Annotated in this window: 26 protein-coding genes and 2 tRNA genes; 20 read left to right on the forward strand and 8 right to left on the reverse strand. The window is 44.0% G+C overall.

Translation table 11 applies throughout. From position 1 onward, the window contains the following. Nucleotides 1-50: 50 nt before the first annotated feature. Together greA and ICN44_RS10280 are read left to right on the forward strand one after the other, a co-directional pair. Nucleotides 51-527, forward strand: a complete 477-nt coding sequence (greA, locus tag ICN44_RS10275; RefSeq protein WP_216263868.1) for a transcription elongation factor GreA — start codon at nucleotides 51-53, stop codon at nucleotides 525-527. Continuing rightward, on the forward strand, nucleotides 527-1,000 hold the full coding sequence (locus ICN44_RS10280) for a DUF4149 domain-containing protein (protein WP_216263869.1): 474 nt from the start codon (nucleotides 527-529) through the stop codon (nucleotides 998-1,000). The genes greA and ICN44_RS10280 overlap by 1 nt, the downstream gene beginning before the upstream one ends. A gap of 28 nt (nucleotides 1,001-1,028) precedes the next feature. Here ICN44_RS10280 and ICN44_RS10285 read toward each other — a convergent pair whose 3' ends face one another. After that, a complete protein-coding gene (locus tag ICN44_RS10285) occupies nucleotides 1,029-1,655 on the reverse strand; it encodes a YhbY family RNA-binding protein (protein WP_216263870.1) in 627 nt (208 codons plus the stop codon). 126 nt (nucleotides 1,656-1,781) lie between these two features. On the opposite strand from ICN44_RS10285, the gene ICN44_RS10290 reads away from it, so the two are divergent. From ICN44_RS10290 to ICN44_RS10320, 7 genes are all read left to right on the forward strand, one after another. Then, nucleotides 1,782-2,456, forward strand: coding sequence for an RlmE family RNA methyltransferase (locus ICN44_RS10290; protein WP_072582460.1), 675 nt, complete (start codon nucleotides 1,782-1,784; stop codon nucleotides 2,454-2,456). Between the two features lie 146 nt (nucleotides 2,457-2,602). Next, nucleotides 2,603-4,480, forward strand: a complete 1,878-nt coding sequence (gene ftsH, locus ICN44_RS10295; RefSeq protein WP_072582459.1) for an ATP-dependent zinc metalloprotease FtsH — start codon at nucleotides 2,603-2,605, stop codon at nucleotides 4,478-4,480. A gap of 49 nt (nucleotides 4,481-4,529) precedes the next feature. After that, nucleotides 4,530-5,369: a dihydropteroate synthase gene (folP, locus tag ICN44_RS10300; RefSeq protein WP_216263871.1), complete on the forward strand. Its 840-nt coding sequence runs from the start codon at nucleotides 4,530-4,532 to the stop codon at nucleotides 5,367-5,369. 29 nt (nucleotides 5,370-5,398) lie between these two features. Beyond that, nucleotides 5,399-6,742 carry a phosphoglucosamine mutase gene (gene glmM / locus ICN44_RS10305; protein ID WP_216263872.1) on the forward strand — a complete coding sequence of 448 codons (1,344 nt, stop codon included), beginning with the start codon at nucleotides 5,399-5,401 and terminating at the stop codon, nucleotides 6,740-6,742. 100 nt (nucleotides 6,743-6,842) lie between these two features. Next, on the forward strand, nucleotides 6,843-7,670 hold the full coding sequence (locus tag ICN44_RS10310) for a hypothetical protein (protein WP_216263873.1): 828 nt from the start codon (nucleotides 6,843-6,845) through the stop codon (nucleotides 7,668-7,670). Next, nucleotides 7,667-8,233: a chromate transporter gene (locus tag ICN44_RS10315; protein WP_216263874.1), complete on the forward strand. Its 567-nt coding sequence runs from the start codon at nucleotides 7,667-7,669 to the stop codon at nucleotides 8,231-8,233. Before ICN44_RS10310 ends, ICN44_RS10315 begins: the two co-directional genes overlap by 4 nt. Then, nucleotides 8,230-8,754 (forward strand): chromate transporter, encoded by a 525-nt coding sequence (locus tag ICN44_RS10320; RefSeq protein ID WP_216263875.1) that lies wholly within the window; start codon nucleotides 8,230-8,232, stop codon nucleotides 8,752-8,754. Before ICN44_RS10315 ends, ICN44_RS10320 begins: the two co-directional genes overlap by 4 nt. Nucleotides 8,755-8,764: 10 nt before the next feature. Here the strand turns inward: ICN44_RS10320 and ICN44_RS10325 are convergent, their stop codons facing one another. Both ICN44_RS10325 and ICN44_RS10330 read right to left on the reverse strand, forming a co-directional pair. Then, nucleotides 8,765-10,861, reverse strand: coding sequence for a TonB-dependent receptor (locus ICN44_RS10325; RefSeq protein WP_255537586.1), 2,097 nt, complete (start codon nucleotides 10,859-10,861; stop codon nucleotides 8,765-8,767). A 60-nt stretch (nucleotides 10,862-10,921) separates the two neighbouring features. Continuing rightward, nucleotides 10,922-11,320: a hypothetical protein gene (locus tag ICN44_RS10330; RefSeq protein WP_216263876.1), complete on the reverse strand. Its 399-nt coding sequence runs from the start codon at nucleotides 11,318-11,320 to the stop codon at nucleotides 10,922-10,924. A 30-nt stretch (nucleotides 11,321-11,350) separates the two neighbouring features. On the opposite strand from ICN44_RS10330, the gene ICN44_RS10335 reads away from it, so the two are divergent. After that, nucleotides 11,351-11,427 (forward strand) — tRNA-Pro (locus tag ICN44_RS10335). Nucleotides 11,428-11,463: 36 nt separating this feature from the next. After that, nucleotides 11,464-11,540, forward strand: a tRNA-Arg gene (locus ICN44_RS10340). A gap of 232 nt (nucleotides 11,541-11,772) precedes the next feature. On the opposite strand, the gene ICN44_RS10345 is transcribed toward ICN44_RS10340, so the two are convergent. Then, nucleotides 11,773-12,468 (reverse strand): TetR/AcrR family transcriptional regulator, encoded by a 696-nt coding sequence (locus ICN44_RS10345; protein ID WP_216263877.1) that lies wholly within the window; start codon nucleotides 12,466-12,468, stop codon nucleotides 11,773-11,775. A 217-nt stretch (nucleotides 12,469-12,685) separates the two neighbouring features. Between ICN44_RS10345 and ICN44_RS10350 the strand changes: the two genes are divergently transcribed. Beyond that, complete coding sequence (locus ICN44_RS10350) at nucleotides 12,686-14,656, forward strand: autotransporter domain-containing protein (RefSeq protein ID WP_216263878.1); 1,971 nt, start codon at nucleotides 12,686-12,688, stop codon at nucleotides 14,654-14,656. 14 nt (nucleotides 14,657-14,670) lie between these two features. Here the strand turns inward: ICN44_RS10350 and ICN44_RS10355 are convergent, their stop codons facing one another. Then, nucleotides 14,671-14,844, reverse strand: coding sequence for a hypothetical protein (locus tag ICN44_RS10355; protein ID WP_216263879.1), 174 nt, complete (start codon nucleotides 14,842-14,844; stop codon nucleotides 14,671-14,673). A 17-nt stretch (nucleotides 14,845-14,861) separates the two neighbouring features. Here ICN44_RS10355 and ICN44_RS10360 point away from each other — a divergent pair, with 17 nt between their 5' ends. The 4 genes from ICN44_RS10360 (at nucleotide 14,862) to ICN44_RS10375 (ending at nucleotide 16,975) form a co-directional block, all read left to right on the forward strand. Beyond that, the gene (locus tag ICN44_RS10360; RefSeq protein ID WP_216263880.1) at nucleotides 14,862-16,073 is read left to right on the forward strand and encodes a tyrosine-type recombinase/integrase; all 1,212 of its coding nucleotides are present in this window, start codon (nucleotides 14,862-14,864) and stop codon (nucleotides 16,071-16,073) included. Between the two features lie 141 nt (nucleotides 16,074-16,214). Continuing rightward, nucleotides 16,215-16,406 (forward strand): antitoxin VbhA family protein, encoded by a 192-nt coding sequence (locus ICN44_RS10365; RefSeq protein ID WP_215301999.1) that lies wholly within the window; start codon nucleotides 16,215-16,217, stop codon nucleotides 16,404-16,406. Continuing rightward, entirely contained in the window at nucleotides 16,384-16,638 is a 255-nt protein-coding gene (locus tag ICN44_RS10370; protein WP_216263881.1) for a hypothetical protein, read from the forward strand. The genes ICN44_RS10365 and ICN44_RS10370 overlap by 23 nt, the downstream gene beginning before the upstream one ends. 25 nt (nucleotides 16,639-16,663) lie before the next feature. Continuing rightward, a complete protein-coding gene (locus ICN44_RS10375) occupies nucleotides 16,664-16,975 on the forward strand; it encodes a Fic family protein (protein ID WP_255537587.1) in 312 nt (103 codons plus the stop codon). A 117-nt stretch (nucleotides 16,976-17,092) separates the two neighbouring features. On the opposite strand, the gene ICN44_RS10380 is transcribed toward ICN44_RS10375, so the two are convergent. Further along, the gene (locus tag ICN44_RS10380; RefSeq protein ID WP_215302003.1) at nucleotides 17,093-17,659 is read right to left on the reverse strand and encodes a site-specific integrase; all 567 of its coding nucleotides are present in this window, start codon (nucleotides 17,657-17,659) and stop codon (nucleotides 17,093-17,095) included. A 356-nt stretch (nucleotides 17,660-18,015) separates the two neighbouring features. Beyond that, nucleotides 18,016-18,594, reverse strand: coding sequence for a hypothetical protein (locus tag ICN44_RS12350; protein ID WP_255537588.1), 579 nt, complete (start codon nucleotides 18,592-18,594; stop codon nucleotides 18,016-18,018). A 241-nt stretch (nucleotides 18,595-18,835) separates the two neighbouring features. Here ICN44_RS12350 and ICN44_RS10390 point away from each other — a divergent pair, with 241 nt between their 5' ends. The 3 genes from ICN44_RS10390 to ICN44_RS10400 all read left to right on the forward strand — a co-directional run bounded on the left by ICN44_RS10390 (nucleotide 18,836) and on the right by ICN44_RS10400 (nucleotide 20,591). Further along, complete coding sequence (locus tag ICN44_RS10390) at nucleotides 18,836-19,276, forward strand: DUF6641 family protein (RefSeq protein WP_216263883.1); 441 nt, start codon at nucleotides 18,836-18,838, stop codon at nucleotides 19,274-19,276. A 73-nt stretch (nucleotides 19,277-19,349) separates the two neighbouring features. Further along, on the forward strand, nucleotides 19,350-20,375 hold the full coding sequence (locus ICN44_RS10395; protein WP_216263884.1) for a tyrosine-type recombinase/integrase: 1,026 nt from the start codon (nucleotides 19,350-19,352) through the stop codon (nucleotides 20,373-20,375). 69 nt (nucleotides 20,376-20,444) lie between these two features. Next, a complete protein-coding gene (locus ICN44_RS10400; RefSeq protein WP_216263885.1) occupies nucleotides 20,445-20,591 on the forward strand; it encodes a hypothetical protein in 147 nt (48 codons plus the stop codon). 126 nt (nucleotides 20,592-20,717) lie between these two features. On the opposite strand, the gene ICN44_RS10405 is transcribed toward ICN44_RS10400, so the two are convergent. Then, nucleotides 20,718-21,236, reverse strand: a complete 519-nt coding sequence (locus tag ICN44_RS10405) for an SRPBCC domain-containing protein (protein ID WP_216263886.1) — start codon at nucleotides 21,234-21,236, stop codon at nucleotides 20,718-20,720. 108 nt (nucleotides 21,237-21,344) lie between these two features. Between ICN44_RS10405 and ICN44_RS10410 the strand changes: the two genes are divergently transcribed. After that, nucleotides 21,345-22,304 carry a hypothetical protein gene (locus ICN44_RS10410; RefSeq protein ID WP_216263887.1) on the forward strand — a complete coding sequence of 320 codons (960 nt, stop codon included), beginning with the start codon at nucleotides 21,345-21,347 and terminating at the stop codon, nucleotides 22,302-22,304. Nucleotides 22,305-22,659: the final 355 nt, after the last annotated feature.

A 22,659-nucleotide genomic window follows, 5' to 3' on the forward strand; every position in this document is an offset into this window, starting at 1 on the left:
TGACTTTTATACGCGCGATTTTGCGCAAGAATTTAAGTTAGGTTAGTTTCATGAGCACAATTCCGATTACTAAGCGCGGTGCAGAACTTCTCAAAGAGGAGCTGCACCGTCTTAAACACGTTGAGCGTCCTTCTGTTATTAATGCTATCTCCGAAGCTCGCGCTCAAGGCGATCTTTCTGAGAATGCTGAATACGATGCTGCTAAAGAAAAACAGGGTTTCATTGAAGGCCGCATTCAAGAGTTAGAGGGCAAATTATCGGCAGCTCAAATTATTGACCCTGCTACCTTGGATGTTGCTGGCCGCATAGTCTTTGGTGCTACTGTTGATCTTGAGGACTTAGAAGATGGTACTAAGCTAACCTATCAAATCGTTGGAGATGATGAGGCTGATATTGCCGTTAAGAAAATCTCCATCAGTTCACCGATTGCTCGTGCATTAATCGGCAAAGAAGAGGGTGACATTGTGGCTGTGCAAGCCCCTGGCGGCAATCGCGAAGTTGAAATCTTGGCTGTGCGTTACGTCTAATGCCCCACATCCGCACCCAAAGAATTTTTAGCCTGATTTCGGGTCTCTGGGTGGGTAGCTTCATCACCATTGGATTTCTAGTGGTGCCTGTTTTGTTCTCTAATTTGGGCGACAGACAGGTTGCTGGCATGGTTGCAGCAAATCTCTTTACAACCACCGCCTATATCGGCGTCGCCTTAAGCGCTTTTCTAATGGTGACGGCAAGTCACCTAGTAAGGCAGGGTCGAGACCATTACCGCATCGCCCGCTGGATCTTACTAGGAATGCTTGCTTGCACTGTTGCCGCAGCATTCATCATTATTCCTTGGATGGATTCATTGAGAGGTCAAGCGCTCTATTCAGGCTTGTCGGTTCGCGAGTCTACTAATGCCACATTATTTGCACGCCTGCATGGTGTTTCTAGTGCAATATTTATGATTCAAGCGGCGCTCGGTCTTACCTTGGTTTGGCAGGCAACAAAAAACGCCGACTAGCGGCGTTTCTCAATTTCACTTGCTTAAATTAAGAGCCAAGTGATTTTTTCTTTGTGCTACTCATTCTGACTTTACGCTTCTTAATCGGTGCTGGCGCAGCAACTGCTTTTCTGTAGCCGGGAGAAGACCAGCCAATTTTTGATTCCGCCGCTTCAGAGCGCAAAACACGTTTCTTAGGTGTTGCCGACTTCACTGCTGCAGCACGTGCAAATGGTGCTGCATTTGAAGCAGAGCGACGATCCGATCTTTCAGAGGTACTCGTGCGGACACCAGCTTTTGCCGGAGCGCGATTTGGCTGGCGTTTCGTACGGGGAGCCTGCAAAGATTTTTTTGTTTGCTTACTTGACCTCCCTAGATTGCTAAAGGCCTCATCCACTATATCTTTTGGTTTCCACAACACGAGCAACTTGCCGATATGTTGAACTGGAGCGGCATTAAGCTTGTCACAAAGCTCTTCATACATTGCTATACGAGCTTCGCGCTCATCACCAAAAACGCGGATCTTAATTAAACCATGATGATTAATGGCTAATTTAGCTTCTTTGATTACAGCAGGTGTTAAGCCATCGCCACCAATCATGACAACAGGACTTAGGTCGTGAGCGTCAGCTTTGAGGGATTTACGTTGTGCAGGGGTAATAGTGAGTGCAGTCATGGTGTTGATGATAGAGCATTGAGGGTCTAAATTGCCCTTTTAGCTTGAATTTGCCTACATTTTGATCGATTCCTTTTGCTTTAGAGGTCAGAAACTAGGAAAATGGAGGGCGAAAGTGGGTAAGTTGTGGCAAAGAATAAATTTAATAAAAGTTGGTTACAGGATCATCTGTCCGATCCCTATGTGAAGATGGCTCAAAAAGAGGGCTATCGCGCTAGAGCGGTTTATAAGCTCAGTGAAATTGACGAGCAAGATCACCTTATCAAGGCAGGTATGACTATTGTGGACTTAGGGAGCGCTCCCGGGAGTTGGTCTCAGTACGTCCGCAATCGCCTCACTGAGCTTGGTAAAAGCAATCCCAAAATTGAGTCCGGCAAACCAGATGGTCAGATTATTGCCATCGACATTTTGCCAATGGAAGACATTGCTGATGTGAGCTTTATTCAGGGCGATTTTAGGGAAGAAGAGGGGCTTGCTGCTTTGGAGGCGCTTTTACCGAAGAGTGCTGAAGGCAAGGTCGATTTGGTTTTATCAGACATGGCGCCAAACCTTTCTGGGGTTGGTGTTGCTGATGCTGCCAGAATGGCTTTTTTAGCAGAGATAGCCCTAGACTTCGCTACCGCTCATCTGAAGCCTGAGGGTGCGCTTTTAATCAAATGTTTTAACGGTAGTGGCTATAGCCAGATAGTGGAATCCTTTAAAAAGGTCTTCAAAACGGTTGCCTCCCGTAAACCTAAAGCATCAAGAGCAAAGTCTTCTGAGATCTTCCTTTTAGGTAGAAACCTAAAACCTCCGAAATAGGCTCTAAATACTGGCTAATACCCCCGTTTTTATAGGGTTTTATCAAATATATATGCCATTAGCTATTGAAAAAGGGTGGTAGTAGAATCAAATACTTAGGAAGCAAATCGCTTTAACTCCTGGTTCAATCCAGAAAAGGACTCATTTTGAACAGCAATATGTTCCAAAAAATCGGTGTGTGGCTCATTGTGGGCTTGGTGCTTTTCACTGTTTTTAAACAGTTTGATAAGCCTAAGGACCAAACTCAGGTGACGTATTCCCAATTCATGGATGACGCTAAAGCCGGCAAAGTAAAGCGTGTAGATGTGCAAGGTCGCACATTGCAAGTGACGCCTGCTGACGGCACTAAATACTCCATCATCTCTCCAGGTGATATCTGGATGGTTGGTGACCTCATGAAATATGGAGTTCAAGTTACCGGTAAAGCTGATGACGAGCCAAATATGTTGGTTTCTGCTTTGTACTATCTTGGCCCTACCTTATTAATTATTGGCTTTTGGTTTTTCATGATGCGCCAAATGCAAGGTGGCGGTAAGGGTGGTGCATTCTCCTTTGGCAAATCTAAAGCGCGCTTGATTGATGAGAACAGTAATACTGTTACCTTTGCCGATGTTGCAGGTTGCGATGAAGCCAAAGAGGAAGTCTTTGAGATTGTTGATTTCTTAAAAGATCCGCAAAAGTTTCAAAAGCTTGGTGGTCGTATTCCGCACGGCGTATTGCTCGTAGGTCCTCCGGGCACTGGTAAGACTCTTTTGGCTCGCGCCATTGCAGGCGAGGCGAAGGTTCCTTTCTTCTCAATCTCCGGCTCTGACTTTGTTGAGATGTTTGTTGGTGTTGGTGCATCACGTGTTCGTGACATGTTTGAAAACGCCAAGAAAAATTCTCCTTGCATCATCTTTATTGATGAGATTGATGCTGTTGGTCGTCATCGCGGTGCTGGCATGGGCGGCGGCAATGATGAACGCGAACAAACACTAAACCAAATGCTGGTTGAGATGGATGGTTTCGAAAGTAATAGTGGCGTGATCGTAGTGGCTGCCACTAACCGCTCTGATGTGCTTGATAAAGCTTTATTACGTCCAGGACGTTTTGATCGACAAGTGCATGTAGGTTTGCCAGACATCCGTGGCCGTGAGCAAATTTTGCAAGTGCATATGCGCAAGGTTCCAATTGACCCCGACGTTAATGCTGCTGTTTTGGCTCGCGGTACTCCGGGTTTCTCAGGAGCAGATTTAGCGAACTTGGTAAATGAATCTGCATTATTTGCAGCACGTCGTAATAAACGTGCAGTAGACATGAAAGACTTTGAGGACGCTAAAGACAAGATCTATATGGGTCCTGAGCGCAAGTCTGCTGTTATGCGCGAAGAAGAGCGTCGCAATACCGCTTATCACGAGTCTGGCCATGCTGTTGTAGCTAAGGTTTTACCTAAGGCTGACCCTGTTCATAAAGTCACCATCATGCCGCGAGGTATGGCGTTGGGCGTGACTTGGCAGCTACCTGAATTTGATCGTGTGAACTTGTATAAAGATCGCATGATGGAAGAGTTGGCTATTTTGTTTGGTGGTCGTGCTGCTGAAGAGTTGTTCTTGCACTCTTCAAGTACTGGGGCATCCAATGACTTTGAGCGCGCTACGAAAATGGCTCGTGACATGGTGACTCGTTATGGTATGAGTGATAGCTTGGGCACTATGGTTTATGTTGATACTGAATCGGAAAGTATTTTTGGTCGCAACAGCACCAAAACAGTTTCTGAACTGACTCAACAAAAGGTTGACGCTGAAATACGTACGTTGATTGATAGCCAATATGCTTTAGCTAGATCGATCTTGGAACAAAACCGAGATAAAGTTGAGGCGATGGTTGCGGCTTTGCTTGAATGGGAAACCATTGATGCAGAGCAAATAAATGACATCATGGAAGGTCGCCCACCACGTGCGCCTAAGCCACCTCCAGCCACTCAGTTTGGTAATTCTGCTGGTACCCCTGGCCCTGCTACTGGCAGCGCTCCAGCTACTGCTTAATTACTTTGCTTAGCTGCAGTCTTTGATGCATTATCAAAGCCTTCAAGATATGCCCACAACTTGGCGTTGTGGGCGTTTTCTTTTTGACTTCACCGAACGCAAGCGCCCGATTGTGATGGGCATTCTGAATGCAACCCCGGATTCATTTTCTGATGGCGGTAAATTTAGAAGTGCTAAGGATGCTATTGCGCAAGCGGAGTTGATGATTGACAACGGCGTTGATCTTATTGACATTGGCGGGGAATCAACTCGACCTGGTGCTGAACCAGTTGAACTGCAAGAAGAGTTGGATAGAGTGCTTCCGGTCATTGAGGCCTTAAAAGATTGTGGCGTGCCTTTATCAATAGACACCTATAAAGCAGAAACAATGCGTCAAGCGCTGCATGCTGGAGTTGATTGTGTAAATGATATTTGGGCCCTTAGGCAGGCGGGAGCTTTAGAGGCGGTGATGGAAAGTCGCGACTGTGGCATTGTATTAATGCACATGCAACGCGACCCCTTAAAAATGCAATTTAACCCCGAGTATCAGGATGTCATTGTAGAAGTAAAGAAATTTCTGAAGGATAGGGCGGAACTCCTCATTTCCAAAGGCATTAGAGGTGACCGTATTGCTATTGATCCGGGATTTGGTTTTGGCAAGAGCTTGGAACATAACCTCAAAATGCTGGCACACTTTGCTGACTTCTCGACTTTAGGTCTTCCTGTATTGGCGGGAATTTCCCGTAAATCGATGATTGGCAAAATTACTGGTAAAGACACTAACGAACGTGTTGCCCCAAGCATTGCCGCAGCAATTATGGCTGCTGATCGTGGCGCTCAAATTGTCCGGGTTCATGATGTTCCCGAGACTGTTGATGCTCTAAAGCTTTGGGAGGCTATCAATACTTAGTGACGCATCTAAGTTTTATAATGAAACCCATGAAAAAACAATACTTTGGTACTGATGGCATTCGAGGAGAAGTAGGCCAATTTCCTATCGTCCCTGAATTTATGACACGCCTTGGCTATGCTGCCGGCAAAGTATTAACACGTGAAGCCAAGCCGGGTGAACGCTGCAAAATTCTCATAGGTAAAGACACTCGCGTATCGGGATATTTGTTGGAGGCTGCGTTGGAGGCCGGGTTTGCTGCTGCAGGGGTGGACGTCATGCTTTGTGGCCCCATTCCAACCCCCGGTGTTGCTTACCTCACTAAGGCATTGCGTTTGTCTGCTGGCTTAGTGATTTCAGCTTCCCATAATCCCTACCAAGATAACGGCATCAAGTTTTTCTCTGCAAATGGCGATAAGTTGTCAGATGAGTTTGAGCTTGCCATTGAAGCTGAATTGGAAAAGCCCATGGGTTGTGTAAATTCAAAAGAGCTTGGTAAAGCCTTCCGCTTGGATGATGCTGCGGGACGCTATATTGAATTTTGTAAGTCAACATTTCCAGGAGAGCTAAATCTTAAGGGGTTGAAACTCGTAGTCGATTGCGCCAATGGAGCCGCATATCACACAGCCCCCCATGTTTTTCATGAATTAGGTGCGGAAGTAATATCCATCGGCGTTAGCCCTGATGGTCGCAACATCAATGATGGTTGCGGAGCAACGGCGCCAGCGGCCTTAATTGCGAAAGTTAAAGAAGTAAAAGCGGATCTAGGCATTGCTCTTGATGGCGATGCTGATCGCCTGCAAATGGTAGATGCTTCTGGTCGTTTATTTAATGGCGACGAGCTTTTGTATGTACTGGCAAAAGATCGTTTGGATCGTGGCCAGCAGATTGGTGGCGCTGTAGGCACTCTAATGACTAATCTTGCAGTTGAAAATGCTATTAAAGAGTTGGGCATCGGTTTTGAGCGCGCCAATGTAGGCGATCGTTATGTTTTGGAATTGCTCAAACAAAATGGTTGGATTATTGGTGGCGAAGGTTCGGGTCACTTGCTTTGCTTAGACCAACACTCCACAGGTGACGGCACTATTGCGGCACTTCAAGTGTTAGCGGCAATGAGTCAAAATAAAAAAAGTCTTACCGAATTATTAGATGCCGTCAAAGTTTTCCCGCAAGTACTTTTGAATGTGAAATTCAAGTCTGGTTACGACTGGAAGGCTGATGACAAGCTAATCAGTCAAATCACGAAGGTTGAGGCTGATCTCCAAAATATTGGTAGGGTTCTGATACGCGCATCTGGTACGGAGCCATTATTGCGTGTAATGGTTGAGACCAAAGATGCTGATATTGCAATGAGTGCGGCCAAAAGTATTGCTGATTTGATTCCTACTGCCTAACCCCCTCAATTCGCTAGGGGCTTTGTTTACCCATGTACAGCCTCATGAACTGATTTAATTTCATGAGTTGGTGATAAGCTCAAGAAAAAAGGATTATTTTATGAAGCTGCATCCATCCATCACCAATAGAGAATTTAAACTGCTCATCAAGCCCAAGGGCCTTGATCGTCACGGCAGAATTTTGCTTCTTAGCGAACAAATTGTGAAGTTTTGCAAGAAAAGTAAGGTGGATTTCTTTCATCTTGAGAATGCAAATACTGGGCTACGAAATATTTATTTTTACGATACCCCTGGTGAGGATTTCCGTTTAAATAATATTATTTTGCGCGTTCGAGAGTCGCGACAGAATGTGTGGGTTGATGACTATGCAGAAGTCACGCTCAAGTGTCGAACCCATGACATGGAGCATGCCTCCAAATTTAATCCAACCCCACAAAAGAAGATAAAATCCAGATCTCGCTTCAAAGAGGAAATATTACGTGGTGATGCCCTGGGCTCTAAACGTCAAATTTACTCGAATAATGCAATTTTGGACGCCGTTCCAATTGATAGTTTATTTGACAGATCCATAAGTGCGATTTGTGAGTATTTCCCAGGCATGGCATATCTTTCAATAGATAAAAAAACGCCTGTGCATATTGTTGGTGGTCCTAATAATAAGATACTTGAAGCCTGTCTGCCATTGGGAAATCTGGTTTTTGGGGATGGTGTGCAAGCTCATTGTGAAATTGCTATTTGGATGAGGACTGCTGGCGACCCTATCGTAGGCGAGCTTGCCTTTTCATATCGCGTAAACGATGAAAATCGCTCACAAGCCAAGGCTCACAAGAGGGCTGATAAGTTTTTTAAAAAGCTTCAAACTGAATTAGCTGATTGGTTAGAAATTGGTAGTACAAAAACGGCATTAATCTATGGAAAGCCTGAATGAGCTCCACAAACTTAACTGATAAAAAGCTGTCAGTAAGTTTATATGACCTCTTTTTCCAGTTTTTGCTCATCGGTGCCATAAGTTTTGGTGGGGGAATTATTGCCTATGAGCGCATTCTTTTAATTGAAAAAAGGTGCTGGCTGACTGCCGATGAATTCATGGGCTATCTTGCAATTAGCCAAACTATGCCAGGCTTAAATTCAGTGAACTTAGCGGTGTTAACCGGAGATCATTTGCGTGGCATGCTAGGCGCTTTCGTGGCAACCATCGGCCTAATACTTCCCGGATCTCTATTTGTACTAATTATTGGTGTTGCATACACCTCGAATACAGATCACCCGTTGGCGAATTTAATTTTGTCTGGAGTTGCAGCAGCTGCATGCGGCTTATTGGCGGCAATTACTTATCGGATTGGTGATGAGCACTGGAAGCATCTCAAGTCACTTCTCATTATTGTTCCAACCTTTATTTTGATGAGTCTGGTAAAGCTAAGTCTTCCTCTCGTCCTTTTAATAATGGCTCCGATAGCAATTTATATGTATCGCCCAAGGGTTAGCTCATGAGTCATTTAGTTTCATTGGCACTCAGCTTTGGCTTGCTGTCACTCCTGGCAGTAGGGGGCGGGACCGCTGTATTGCCGGAGATGCAAACCTTACTGGCTCATCAATTTGGTATTGATCACCTGCGTTTTGTACATATTTATAGTATCGGACAAATTGCACCAGGCCCTAATATGCTGATGGTCTTAGTGATCGGATTTCAGGTTGCTGGCTTAGTAGGAGCTGGAGTTGTTCTGCTCTCATTTTTCTTGCCATCGAGTATTTTGTGCTTTTATGCTGGCCGCATCTGGAATCGCTTTGGCGAAAGCCCTTGGCGTAGAAGCATCCAAAATGCATTAGAGCCCATTTCAATCGGCTTAATGGCATCTGGAGTCTATGCTGTAGCCAAATCTTCTATCGTTAGCCCCATAACTTTGGGATTAGCCTTAATTTCCCTGTATTTCATTCTGAGAACAAAAATTAATCCTGTATTTGTAATTCTCGGTTCAGGATTACTTGGATTTTTACTACTCAAATATCTTTAGTGTGCCTTTATTAAAAGGCTGCGCGAACGCCAACCATGAGACTTCTTCCTGGTTGTGGCGCATATAGTCGTACTGCCATGGGTGATGTAGCGTAGCGAATCTCTTCATTAAGTAGATTCTTTAGTATGAGATATCCAGTCCAATTCACTTTTCCAATACGCTCAGTGTAGGAGAGGTTGGCATTTACTAGGTTGTAACTGGGCGTAGGACCAATTTCCCAGCTGGCCAATTTATTTTGTTGATAGCTGTAAATATAGGTGGCGCTTGTTAACCAGCCGTTACGTTGGTAAGCCAATTCACTGCCTAGACGTGGTGCCGGTTGTAGCGGAAGATTTCCTCCCGCGGTAAATGTTCCTTGTGATACATCACCAAACAATCTGCCCCCCACGCCGGTTTCATTCCAGTTATAACTAAGCTCTGCCTCTGCACCTTGAATAGAGGCATTTGCTTGAGATGCTTGAACCACGGAAAAGTTTTCATTGGCTTGGCTATAGGCGCCAGTGTAGTAGCCATAGATGTAGTTACTAAATTGGTTCCTGTAAATACTAGCTTTACTGCGGATTACCCCCAAGCTCTTCTGAAAACTCAGTTCTAAATTATGTGATGTTTCTGTGCTTAGGTTTGCATTACCGATATCGAATGTTGCGGTTGAATCATGAGGCCCATAGGAGTAAAGCTCTTGTGCAGATGGCGCTCTTTGAGAGACTGTATAGGCAAGACCCATGCCGTATCCTTTGGCAATATCGAACATTCCACCAGCTGAATAGGACATTAAATTAAATTGTCTACTCTGTAGTGATGGAGGACCATAAGATGTCGGGACAAATTCCTGACTGCTTGCGCTTGGAAACTGTGTTCCGGAATTGGGATTTTGAGTAGTGTAGCTATAGCGAGCCCCAAGACTTGTTTTTAAAGGGCCATAACGGCCTTCCTCAACCAAAAATAGGGCAGTTGCATTGGATTTTGTCTGCGGAACAATAGCGTAATTATTCGTGGATAAATCCGTGGCATTTAAGGTTGCGCCAGTAATTTGCGCGCCTAATATACCCTTAGATCCAAGCAATTCTTTATGAGCCAACTCTAGCCTTGCTTCAGTGGCTGTGTTGTTCCACTGTGTGGAGGCAACCCCATTGTTAGTAAATTCGGTGTGTTGGTAATTGGTATTGGCAGCACTAATTTTGACCGAGCTAAAGCCCTCAAACGGATCATTAGTTTGGTGAGCAAAATCGTAACGATTCTGCGACTGCTGAATAAAGCCACCTTCTGCAGTAGGAATTCCGTAGTTGTGATTCATACGCTCTAAGGAGATGCCGGTGTATCCATCGGAGCGAACATAGCTCGCTCCTAAGCCCATACTATTTTCATTGCTAAAAGAGAAGGGTAACTTGCCGCTGTAGGGGATATTCACTGGCTGACCTGGATTGATAGACCAATTAGCATTTGGTCCACCTTGTTCTGCAAAGCCTGGGATGCGATAGTTATTCGAATTACTGATCGCTGAATCAAAGTGGAGTGCTAAAGGTCCCGCAGGTGCATCTAATTCAATATTGGCAGTCTTACCTTGATTCACTGTTTCGTAGCTGGTATTGAGTGCGCCAGATACTGCATCAGGCATTGAGGTGACAATGCGATCATTCACAACGTTTACCAGGCCACCGCTTGAGCCTGATCCATAAAGCAGGGCAGAGGCACCGCGTAAGATTTCAATCTGATGGGTATTTTGCATTGGGCTTGCAACCGCATGGTCTGGCGAGATGCTGGAAACATCACCAACCGATAAGCCGTTCTGCAAGATTTGTACCCGTGCACCATCTAGGCCGCGAATCACCGGTCTTGAAGATCCCGCCCCATAACCAGTCGCAGATATTCCCAGTTCATTGGCAAGCGTTGCTCCTAGTGTTCCGGAAAGCTTATTTTGAAGTTCATCACCAGCTAATACTTTATTTGGCGAGAGGAATCCTTGGCCACCTTCACGTACTCCAGTGACATCAAGTTGAGGCAAACTCTCCGCTTGGTTTTGGGACCAAGCAGGATTCATTAGCAAAACACAGGCCAGTGCTATGAGGCGATTGCAAGAAAGTTGTGTAAAACGATAATTCATATTCATCCAGATTCACCAATACATGGTGAGCAATTAAAACGGAGGTGCGCAATAGAGCGCTTTGTTTTAAAGGATGAAAGTAGGAGGAGCGCGTGAGTGGTAAGAGCTACCAGTAAAGCTTCGCAACGAAGGATTGCTTGAATTTTGTAGATCTAAAGCGCTGACAAGAATAACCGGGGCTTGAATGTGATTACTTGGTACAAATCCTGCAAGTGAAAGTGCGTCAAATAAATGACAGGCATCCGAGCTGTGATTAAAACTTTTATCAATATTGGTGGAAGCATTGACTTCTAAAACTTGATTTTGGAAGCCGGCATGAGAAATGCTATGTGAGAGGCCTATCCAGTGGGTGCCAAGCAAGCAAAATACTAGCAATGCCGCTGTAAACGCAGCATGAATTTGCTTCATAAATTTGCTTGAAAAATAGGCAACCATGTGACGAATCTTACAGGATTTGCCTTGCATGGCCCTCTCGGTGTAGAATATCGGTTCCGTCGGAGTGTAGCGCAGCCTGGTAGCGCACCTGCTTTGGGAGCAGGGGGTCCAAGGTTCGAATCCTTGTACTCCGACCATTTTCCCTTATTGTTCTAGATATACCCAGCATATAACTGCCCATAGCTCAGCTGGATAGAGCAACGCCCTTCTAAGGCGTAGGTCGCACGTTCGAATCGTGCTGGGCAGGCCAAATTTCATATTGCATCATATAAAAGTAGGCTGGTAGATTGGCTCGATATTGGACTAATCATTGCTGAGCTTGGCCGGCGTTGGGAAGACCTTGAGCCAGCGTGACGGATCCTTACAGACTATGAGCAACTGGGTCAACAGTAAATTTGTCGGGTAAACCGACTATCCAGCGTCACTCAATGCGACGGTCAGTGTGGTGTTTATCGTGTGCCCAAGCAGGGCGTAGGTTGATCTTATTTGTTACCAATAAGCAAGTTGAGTGCTCGCACATACTTGGCAGAATCAATAGCTTTTTCATCCATAAATACGCTTTGTACAGTAAAGCCTGGTATGACCAATCCAAATAGGGCTACGGATAACTGTTCAGTATTTTTATTCTTTTTCAGTTTGCCCTTTTTCATTAAGAGAATAATTTTTTGCTCTAAGCCGCTACGAATCCGTTCAAAGTAGATCAGCATGGTTTTACGTACTTCAGGCTCAACCATTGACATTGACCATACATGAAACGCAATTCCCTTACCGGGACCTTTGGTAATCTCCTCGGCAAAACTGGCTAACTCTTCAATGATCTCTAATAAGCTCAAGTCACGTTCATCGGATTCTTTGAGAATAGTCTCAATCCGATCACAGAATCGACCTAGGTTCTGCTCAGTAATGATTTGAACAATTTCTTCTTTGGCTTTGAAGTGGTGATACAAGTTTCCACGGGAACAGTCTGCGGCCAATTGAATATCTTTCATGGACGTGCCGGCAAAGCCTTGTTTGGCAAAGCAGGCACGAGCCGCCATCAAAATCTTTTCCCTGCCGCTGAAAAGATCCTCTTCCTTGGCCTTTAAAAGACGCTTTTTAAGCGTGGTGCCTTGACCTGTTCTAGCAACAGGAGAGTTTGATTTATATAGGGGCTTGGATACTTTTTGCTTACTTGCCATAGTCACTTTCTCTCAAAACCGACCGCTTGATTCAAATTTAGTAATTGTTCTCAGTATTAGCTTTAGAAGCCTGATTTCACATGGGCTTCATGGCTACATCGCTTTAAAAACCGACCGCTTGATTCAAATTTAGTTCTTTAATTTAATCTTAAACAATATAAATTTATACCGACACGTTAGTCGGTAGCAAGTAATTTATTTAATTTTCAATACTCTAATGAAAACCAAAAAATCCAAACTCAGTTATTTAATGAATAACTTTTTTGCTGTGTTGTCGGTGACTGCATCGGGAGCTGTGATGGCGCAGTCTATGAATAGCTTGGGCACTTTAGGAGGTGCCAATAGTGCCGCCAATGCAGTTTCAGCCGATGGCTCAGTGATTGTTGGGTATAGCTATCTCACTGGCAATGCATATACTACGGCTTTTAAATACTCTGGCAATACCATGACGCCCTTAAATGCCTTAGGGGTAACAGAGAGTCGCGCCAATGGCGTCTCAGCGGATGGCTTAGTGATTGTGGGCTCAGGATTTTTCAACGGTAATGTCAACGCACACGCTTTTAAGTACTCTGGGACTACGATGACTGATCTAGGTACTTTGGGGCAGGATAGTTACGCTCAAGGCGTCTCAGCTGATGGCTCAGTAATTGTGGGATTTTCTAGAAATATTGCTGGCGAACAACGCGCCTTTAAATATGTCGGCACTACGATGACAGACCTTGGCACTTTAGGGGGAGCTACTAGTTTCGCCGCTGGCGTCTCAGCGGATGGCTCAGTAATTGTGGGGTTTAGCGATATCACTGGTGGCTTGTTCGCTCACGCTTTTAAATATGTTGGCACTACGATGACAGACCTTGGCACATTAGGTGGATCCAATAGTTTCGCTCAAGGCGTCTCAGCTGATGGCAAGACGATTGTGGGATATAGCTTTATCACCGGTGATGCCGCCGCTCATGCTTTTAAATATGTCGGCACTACGATGACAAGCCTTGGCACTTTAGGGGGCGTGCTAAGTAGTGCCAATGGCGTCTCTGCTGATGGCTCAGTAATTGTTGGTTATAGCCTGATAGCTGGAAATGCCGCTAATCACGCTTTTAAATATGTCGGCAATACCATGACTGACTTGGGTACTTTAGGGGGCACAAATAGTTACGCCAACGGTGTTTCAGCTGATGGCAAGGTGATTGTGGGGGAAAGCGATATTGCGGGCAATACCGCGCGACACGCTTTTGTCTATGGCGCTTGGGCTAACGGTGGATTGGTTGATGTGAATAACACCTACAGCGCAATAGCTACCAATAGCTATCAACTGAACTCATTACTCAATGCTCAAAATACCGCCTTGGTTGTGAATCTCAATAGTGATTGCACAGCGTATGGCGCCAATAATGTGTGCGTTGGAGTGGGTGGCCGCTATACCAATGTAAGTAGCCCCACCTCTACTCAAACTGCAGGCAATATTCAAGTAGGCTATCGCTTTGCTCCTAGCTTTCGGGCTGGTGTGTTTTTAGACCAAGGTATTAGTAACACCACGCCTAATAACTACACCGTGAAAAACTCTCAACCTTTAGCCGGACTCTTTGCAGTCTATGCTCCTAGTGGTTCTAACTTAGGAGTGCAAGTCAAGGCTTCAGCGGCCTACAGCAGTAATGGTGTCAATATCACCCGCACCACTTTGTCTAATACCGAAGCTGGTCAGGGTAGCTCAACCATGACAACTCAAGGCGCTCAATTAGAAAGTGCTTATGGATTTGCAGTGGGTAATAGTTGGGTTGCTTCGCCATTAGCCGGTATCAGAACCACTTCAGTTGTTCGCAACGGCTACACCGAAACAGCAGGAGCGACTTTTCCGATTACGTATAACTCAGTAACGCAATCAGCCACGACTGCGTATGCAGGAGCTAAGGTGATGGGTTATGTCACGCCAAAAGTGAGTGTAGGCGCAGGTGCTGGAGTAGAGCAGGATCTTAGTAGCAATATCAGCAACTACAGTGGTTCTATTTATTATTTAGGCGCCTTTAGTTTGACTGCGCCCAGTATTCAAAAGACAAGACCTTTCGTCAGTGCCAATGCGGATTATTGGGTAGAGAAAAATCAACGAGTCAGTTTAAGTGCTTATTACAACCAGCAGTCACTCAATACCAGTAATGGCATAACAACCATGCTCACTTACACGATTGGTTTGTAAGCAAGCTTTGTAATTTATGAGGGGCTGCAATGGGTCGGATTGAGCCTGCCGCTATTAAGTAGGGTGTAGGTCTGCTTTGCGATCAGCACCAGTCTATCGCGGCCCTGACGCTGTGGTGTCGGTTTAACCGACAGTAAATAATTCAGGTCGCCCAAGCCTAAATCTGAAATTAAGCTAACAAGTGTCATGTAACGAGACGCTTGTCATGAATAATTTATCACTCTTATTTTCTACCGTTATCACTGATGATGAGCCCATCAAACTTCTTGATGGTGCCATCACCCTCTATAAAAGACCCACGAGTCACCAATGGCAATGCCGTTTCAAGCTCTCTACAGGTGCTTGGTATTCGGCTAGTACTGGATCGAATCAGATTGCTGAAGCCACCACCCAAGCCATTGCCATCTATGAAACAGTCAAGGTCAAGCTAGCCAGTGATCTTGCCATTAAGACTCGCACCTTTCGCCAACTAGCCACGCAAGAACTGGCTATGGCTGCTCGAGTAGTGCAAGCCAATCCCAATAAGCGTACCCATGCGGATTACATTCATATCTATACCAAGTACTTGATCCCATTCTTTGGCAATTATCAGATCAATGACATCACCCAAGAGTTAGTAGATGACTATGCGGCTTGGCGCATATCCCAGATGGGTAAGAACCCCAAGACCTATACCCAAAGACGTCATGCTGGTCTTTATAAGCGGGTAATTGAGCGAGCTAGAGTGCAGGGCTTAATTCACCAGCACCGAACTGTTCCATTATTAGAGGTAAACGCTGATAGGGCGGAAATTAGGCCAGCCTTTAGCCACCAAGAGATCGATTACTTATTGGAATACATGCGGGACTGGGAACGTTTTGGCCGCAATCAACGTAGTAATCATATGCGCAGACTTTGCCGTGTTTATGTGGAGTTTTTGCTGGGAACGGGCATAAGGCAGGGCACAGAGAGTATGCCAATCCGCTGGAAAGCTTTGCAGTGGCACTGGATTGGTGAAAAACGCTATTTACGGATCTGGGTGTCAGGTAAGACTGGGCCTAGGTATCTGATTGCCCGACATTTTGTGGTTGAGGCACTTGAGCGACTAATTGCTTGGCAGGCTTTGCCTTATCAGAACCTAGATGCTGTTATTGAGGCCAAGTTAGATCGCCGAGTTTTTATATTTCCTGCGGGTGATGCACCCCATAGCCTAGATAGCGTGTTCGAACGCTTAATGGTTGAATCGGGTTTGTTTAAGGATGCAGCCGGCAAGAATAGGGTTTTATATAGCCTACGCCATACTTATGCCACCTTTAGATTAGAAGAGGGTGTCGATATTCATACTCTTGCAAAGCAGATGGGTACTAGCGTAGGGATGATTGAGCGTCATTACAGCAAACTAACCCCAATGCTCAGTGCGGAGAGATTGGCGGGGTAGAGATGGGTGAGGGGATGACCATTTGGTGTCGGTTTTACCCGACGCTACAACCTACGCCCTATTTGCTGGCAGGTCTTAATGAAGGGTTTAATTTTCTGGAAGCACCCCTTAAAATACCGTAATATAGATAAAACAGCCCTTATGAAAAATAATCAAACTACCTTAAACCGAAAAGACATTGTTGACAATGCCTTGGGTTCTTTGCGGGTAGAGGGTATGAAGCCTAGCAATGAGTTGATGAAAGATTTTGATGCCTTTATTGGTGGATCAAAAACAATCGATCAAATCATTGCAGAGACTAAAGAACGCTATGTCGCGCTACGACGCGGATAGTGTCTATTGCTATCCGGGTTCTCCGGTATTGCAAAACAAATTGGGCTTTAGGGATCAAAATGAGCTTGAGGCGTTTGAGTCTGATATGACTGCTTCGCGTTTAGTGGCTTTAGATTTAGAGCCAATTCAAGGTAATTTTGATTTAGCGCATTTACAAGCAATTCACTATGCTCTTTTTCAAGATGTCTATGATTGGGCTGGAAAAAATTCGGACTGTAGATATAAGTCGTGAAAATAGCCGCTTTGCAAATATCCGCATGATTGATTCAGCCGCTAAAACTTTATTCAATAATTTAGCTAAAGAGCATTTATTCCAAAATCAAGATATCAAGCAAGTTGCACAGAAGTTAGCCCACTATCTTTCTGAGATTAATGTCTTGCATCCATTTCGGGATGGCAATGGACGGGTGCAGCGAGTGTTTATTGCTCAGTTAGCTAGCGAGGCTGGGTTTAGGCTCAATTATTCCGATCTAAACCAGTCCCAAATGTATCAAGCAATGGAGTTAGCCTTTTTTGGTGACGAGAAGGCGCTAGCGCAACTCATTCTAGATAAGCTCAGCAGCCAATAAGCAGTTTCACACCGTTACTTAAAGTAACGCTTGGGCTGAAAAGTGCTTGATTTGTGGTGATTTGACATTACCAGCGTCACTTAAAGAGACACTAGTTTGTCGGTTAAACCGACAAACTTAAATGAGCTCTACTGCATTGCGTTTCATATCGTCATTTACGTCAATGTATTTTTGGGTAACGGCAATGGATTTATGGCCTGCCAAACTAGCCAAAACTCTTACTGAAATACCTTTATTGGCTAAATTCGTAATAAAGGTTCTTCTGCCTGAATGGCTCGTTGCCCCAGAAATGCCAGAGTGTTTGTAGTTCCAATAAAACCATACGCATAAGCCGTTGGCAGAAAATCCCAGTCTGTTTGCTGTATGGAAAAAAGGGATCTCTGGCATCTTGGCATGTCTAGTGCCGACATAGGCCAATAATTCGTCTTGTAGTTTCTTAGGAAGAAATACGGTTCTCGGTTGACCGCCTTTCGTTTGAGCTGCAGACAAACGGATTTCATTTTTGATACTGCCATCAATATTGAGAACATCGCCCATCTTAAGCGATGCAATTTCTGCGACGCGAAGTCCCGACCAAAAACTGGTGAGAATGATAGCTCTGTCACGCTGCGGATATTTCTTAGTGGAGACATAACGCAGTATTTGATCGAGCTCTGCTTGGGTAAGGGTTTTTGCTTGTGCCATTTATGGGTTTTCCTTTGATAAATAAAATTACATATAGAGTGTGTTTTCTTATTTCCAAAAGGACAACCGAGGCTCAAGTTCGGGTTGCAGTCAAAAGATCTTCCAAGAATCAATGACTTAGTAAAACAAAAATAATTCGATTAAGAAAATGTATATTTTCTTAATCGTTTTTATTGACGAATCAATGCTTGTATTTAGTGCGGATCGTGGCGAAAATCCCACGAATTACTGCTAGTAGCTCAAATTCGCCCTATGCGCTGTTTTTAGTAATGCCAGCTACTCAGTATTGCGAAGCTGATAGATCTTTGCGTATAGGGCTGATTTGAGGTGAATCTTGTATGGATTTATAGCGTGATTTAGTTCAAATCCACATTGGTTGCTATAAACACTGGCTTATTGGCGCCGGTGCTTTTACAAAGATGTACATCTAGCGTCCAGGAATCCTTGGTGTTGTTTGCTAAATCCTCAATCTCTACATGCAGCTCCCTAGTTTCGGGGGAGTAGATGCTAAATCCACCAACACCTAGCTTTGTCTTAGTGAGTGGATCGTAATGTTGGATCCAAGACATTAAAACTCCAGCTTGCCCTGCAATGCCAGCATCACTGAGTTTTCGAACAGTTGCCATCTGCTCATCTGTTTTGGCAGTATTTTCCCAGTTGCTGTATTCAAAGTAATCTACTAGGTATTTTTGATTTGGGTTACCTAGCTCTACTGAGCCATTAAACATCGCCCTTCTAAATAAGCCTTTACCGAAGGTGGTATTAAATTTCTCATTCATAAATCCTCTAACCGCAATTTCTCTCATATCGTTCTCCTTTTTCAAATTGATTGAGTTCTCGTTGCGAGCTGTTGCTTTCGTGGCTTGGTTGCTAGAGGAGTAGATCCAAAAAGATGTTGCTTTGAGTTCAGTTGCAGATCTCAAAGAGATAGTCACTAAGTCGTGTTGCTAGTCAGAGCTACTCATTTGCTACTCGAGTAACTAGTAACTCACTACCAGTAACTTTTTTATCTATTTGCGACCGTACTTTGAAACACAGCAACTCGCAAAAGTATTTAGCTTTTGTTAAGAAAACCCATTAATTTCTGGCTCAAAATTAGCCAAAATAAAAAAGAGGTTGTCCAATTCCTTATTCCGAAAATAAATTGAAATGGCTCTTTCATTTATAGGAGGAAATATGAGTGCATTGACCGCATTAAAACTAGTGGCTCTCAAGAAGCCGGTTCACCAACCAGCGATTGTGATTCGAAGGAATAAACTTTCAAGCCGATTATGGGAGCAGATCCAGCTAGCGAAAGGGCAGATCTCAGGCACGCCTTTTGTGCTAATGAAATTTCGCAGCGTCAAAGATAAGGAGACAGGGATTCGTAAGCAAGTGGAAGTCCCAAAGCGCATTAAGCCGTGGTGGTTTCAGACTGAAGAAGGAAAAGTCTGCGTTTCCATTAGATATGGAGCTTGCACAATTGAATTGGCCAAAGGCAAACCCAGCATTCAAGTCGATAGTGCTGAGGACTTAATTGAGGCACTAGAAACAGTTAAGGTTGCTGTGGAAGCGGGGGATTTAGATGCCCAGATTGAAAATGCTAGCGGTTCATTAAAAGCAGGATTTCGTAAGTAAGTTGGAAGAGGGTGTCGCGCCAAGCGTGGCACCCATCGCCGAGCAATCCAACTTTACTTTAATAAGGAAAACTATGCGAGCCGTTGTTATTAAACCCCACCCAATTGTCTTTGACAAAGTCGAACGCTTAATCAATGTGAATGGAATGAGTTTTGCAGAGGAATTCATTGCAAAAGTTATCAGTGAGCATTTGGCTAAACAGAAAAATGGGAAGCTGCCCACAATTACAGATGCCTTTGAGATTTATATCCACGAAGCTAAATCTTCTCATCGCCCCACTTTTGTTAAACATGCAAACTATCACTTTCGCAGCTTTAAGGAATTCTTTGGCGATTTAACTTTAGATGAGCTCAAGCATTGGCACATTACTGAATACAGGGATTACCAATTAAATAGAGGATTAAGTCCTGTGAGTATTCGTAAACATAACAACACCCTTAATGCCATGCTAAATGTAGCTTTTAAGCATTTAGATATAGATAGGCTAAGCCCATTTAGAGCATTAAAAATTAGAGGGGAGGGCGAAACAAAACGTTCAATGCCAATCATTACCACTCTGTTGATAAACCAGGTAAAAGGGCATTTATTAAAAAGCCCTTCGCCACACAAACTGATTGCTTTAATTCAGCTCAATACTGGCTTTAGATTGTCTGAGCCGTTATTTGCTAGGTTGGAAGACTGTGTCTTAGATCACGATATTCCGCACCTATGGATAAGAAGAAATATCTTAAGTGATAGAAAGACCAAGTCCAGCATTAGGGCTGTGCCACTTTGTGGCGTTTCGCTTGACGCTGCTAAAGAGCTATACAAGATTGCTAAGAAGCAAAATAGCGATTGGTTTGTTCCGCATTATGCAAGGGATAACGGTAATTCAAGTTGCTCTCAAATCATTAAGAAAACCTTGAAAGAGTTTGACTTCAAAAGCCATATGTTCAGACACGCAATCATTGATAGACTAAAGGCTTGTAATGACATACCTACACGTCTAGCGGAAAGTATTACAGGGCATAGTAGTGGCGGCAGCGAATTTAATATGTACGGGACTGTAGGCTACACACTAGAGCAAAAGCGAGATGTGATTTTGAAGGTATTGATTTAAGTATTAGGCGTCTAGAAACTAGACGCCGTTTTCATTCTTCTTGTCGGTTAAGAAAAGCTAAATATCTATATGAAACAATATAAGGCAACAGTCAATGCAGCGGGCTTATGGGTAGAAACCATTCTCTACGCCCAAAACCAAGCTCAGGCGTACAAACTCTTACAAGCCATCTTCGGCGCCAAAAACGTGCCACATCAACCCCTACAGATTGGTTAACTATGCGATTCGATGAAATAGCCCCAATTAAGCCCTTAAGCCCAGAGCAAGCTAGACTTAAATCAATGAAGGATCGGGTGAAGCAAGGTCAGCAAGCTGTCAAAGCTGAGCGGGCTAGGCAGAAGATTAAGGCTGGACAGGCGGAGTTGGGATAGGTTGCACGCCAAGAGGTGAGCTAATGCTTTCCGCTAGCTGTGCCATATATTGCAGATTGTTAATCCAACCCTGATACCAGTGAGTTATAGAAAACCAGCGCAAAACACGCATATCCCTAAATAGAATTTTTGATGTAAATTGTGTTGTATTGCCTCTGGCAAGTATTTCAATGACTATAGTTATATAGGATTGTGTTGTTGGTCTTAAGTCCTTATTTAAGGCATTGGTCATAACAATTCGCCTATCTTTAATTAGCTGAACATATATCAACTCCTCATGGTGTCGCCTACCATTGTTTATGAACTCGTAGATAAATGCTCCGCCATGTGTTAGGTTGACATTAATAATGCATGGACTCGACTCAGGAGGCGCCCACCACTTGGATAGCAGCTCTTTTTCAGTCCAGACCCTCCATACCTCATGTACGCCTGCATTAATTACTAATGAGTAAATAGGATCTTTTGGTTTCTGGTTATACATTCCGAGCATCGCTATTCTCCTATTAAAATTACCTATAAGTACCTAAACTTTACCCTAGACAGTTATCAAATCGATAACTAAACTGGTCTAGTCCATCTATGGGGAAAAATAGCTTTTATGATTTCAAAAAGAACCGTGTTCATTCTTGGTGCAGGTGCACACCATCCATATGGGTTCCCAAGTGGGAAAGAGCTCATGGGGAATGTGGTTGATCAGTTGATGCGGGGAATTCGGGATGCGGATTTAAGCCTCAGGACGTTGCCACAAAGAAGCGGTGTGAATATAAATGTTGTTCAGCAGAAAAATATCGAAAAATTTATAGAGTCCTTGAGTCAGGCTGGGCAGGCATCCATAGATTCCTTTATAAATTCTAACCAGCATATGACAGGTTTTGATGTTATTGGTAAGGCTGGAATAGCTCAGGCTATATTGAATTCCGAGGCTAAGTTTTTAATTACAAGAGAATCCAATAAGGACAATAAGCATGATTGGTTTGAATATCTTTTCGCCAAAATGTGTGATGGGGTAAGTAGATCAAGTGATTATTTTCGAGACAATAAAATTAGCTTTATTACCTTCAATTACGATCGTTTATTGGAGCATAAGTTTTTCAATGCCTTAAAGCACTCATTTAACCCCGAGAACGATCAAGAGCTTTTAGATATGGTTAGGACCATACCCATTCATCATGTGTATGGTAGTTTGGGTGAATATGACCCCAATAGCTTTGGCCAAATAAATTATTGGGATAGAGCATTTAAATCAATCCAAACAATTCATGAGGTTATAGAAGAGCACTCAGCCGCTATTAAATCTGCAAAAAAGGAGCTGGAGCAGGCTGAAAAAATTTGTCTCCTTGGGTTTGGTTATCACAAGGAAAATATAGAGCTTTTGGATTTGTCGAGAGTAATTGAGGAAGTTAATATTAATGTTGTGGCTTGTAGATTTGGTATTACTGATGAGGAAATGAGACGAGTAACTCTGTCAAACAGAATTCGGGAAAGAAAACTAGAAATAGGCAAGGAGGGTGAAGATGCCCTTAATACCCTAAGAAATCGACAGGCATTTGATAGCTGAAGTGTCCCGTAACGCGACACCAATTAGCATCGGTTTAACCGACTCTACATCTGTGGATGCCACACCCCAACGAGTCAATTCCAGCCAACCCCACAACTCTTGGTGCGTACAGAACACCTGATCTTGCCGGGCTTATATCATTGTCTAAGCTATTGATTTATATCATTTTTAAAGCTTCTAAGGCGTAGGTCGCACGTTCGAATCGTGCTGGGCAGGCCAAAGGCTTGACGGTACGTACCGGACACATGCTTTACGTCCGGTACCGACCACATGGTTTACACCTTTACCAATCACATCCCCAATACTTTGGGACCAAATGGGTTTTCTAAGGCTTGTACCCGAGAAGACTCCATAT

The sequence above is a fragment of the Polynucleobacter sp. JS-Fieb-80-E5 genome, from assembly GCF_018882015.1.
GTDB lineage: Bacteria > Pseudomonadota > Gammaproteobacteria > Burkholderiales > Burkholderiaceae > Polynucleobacter.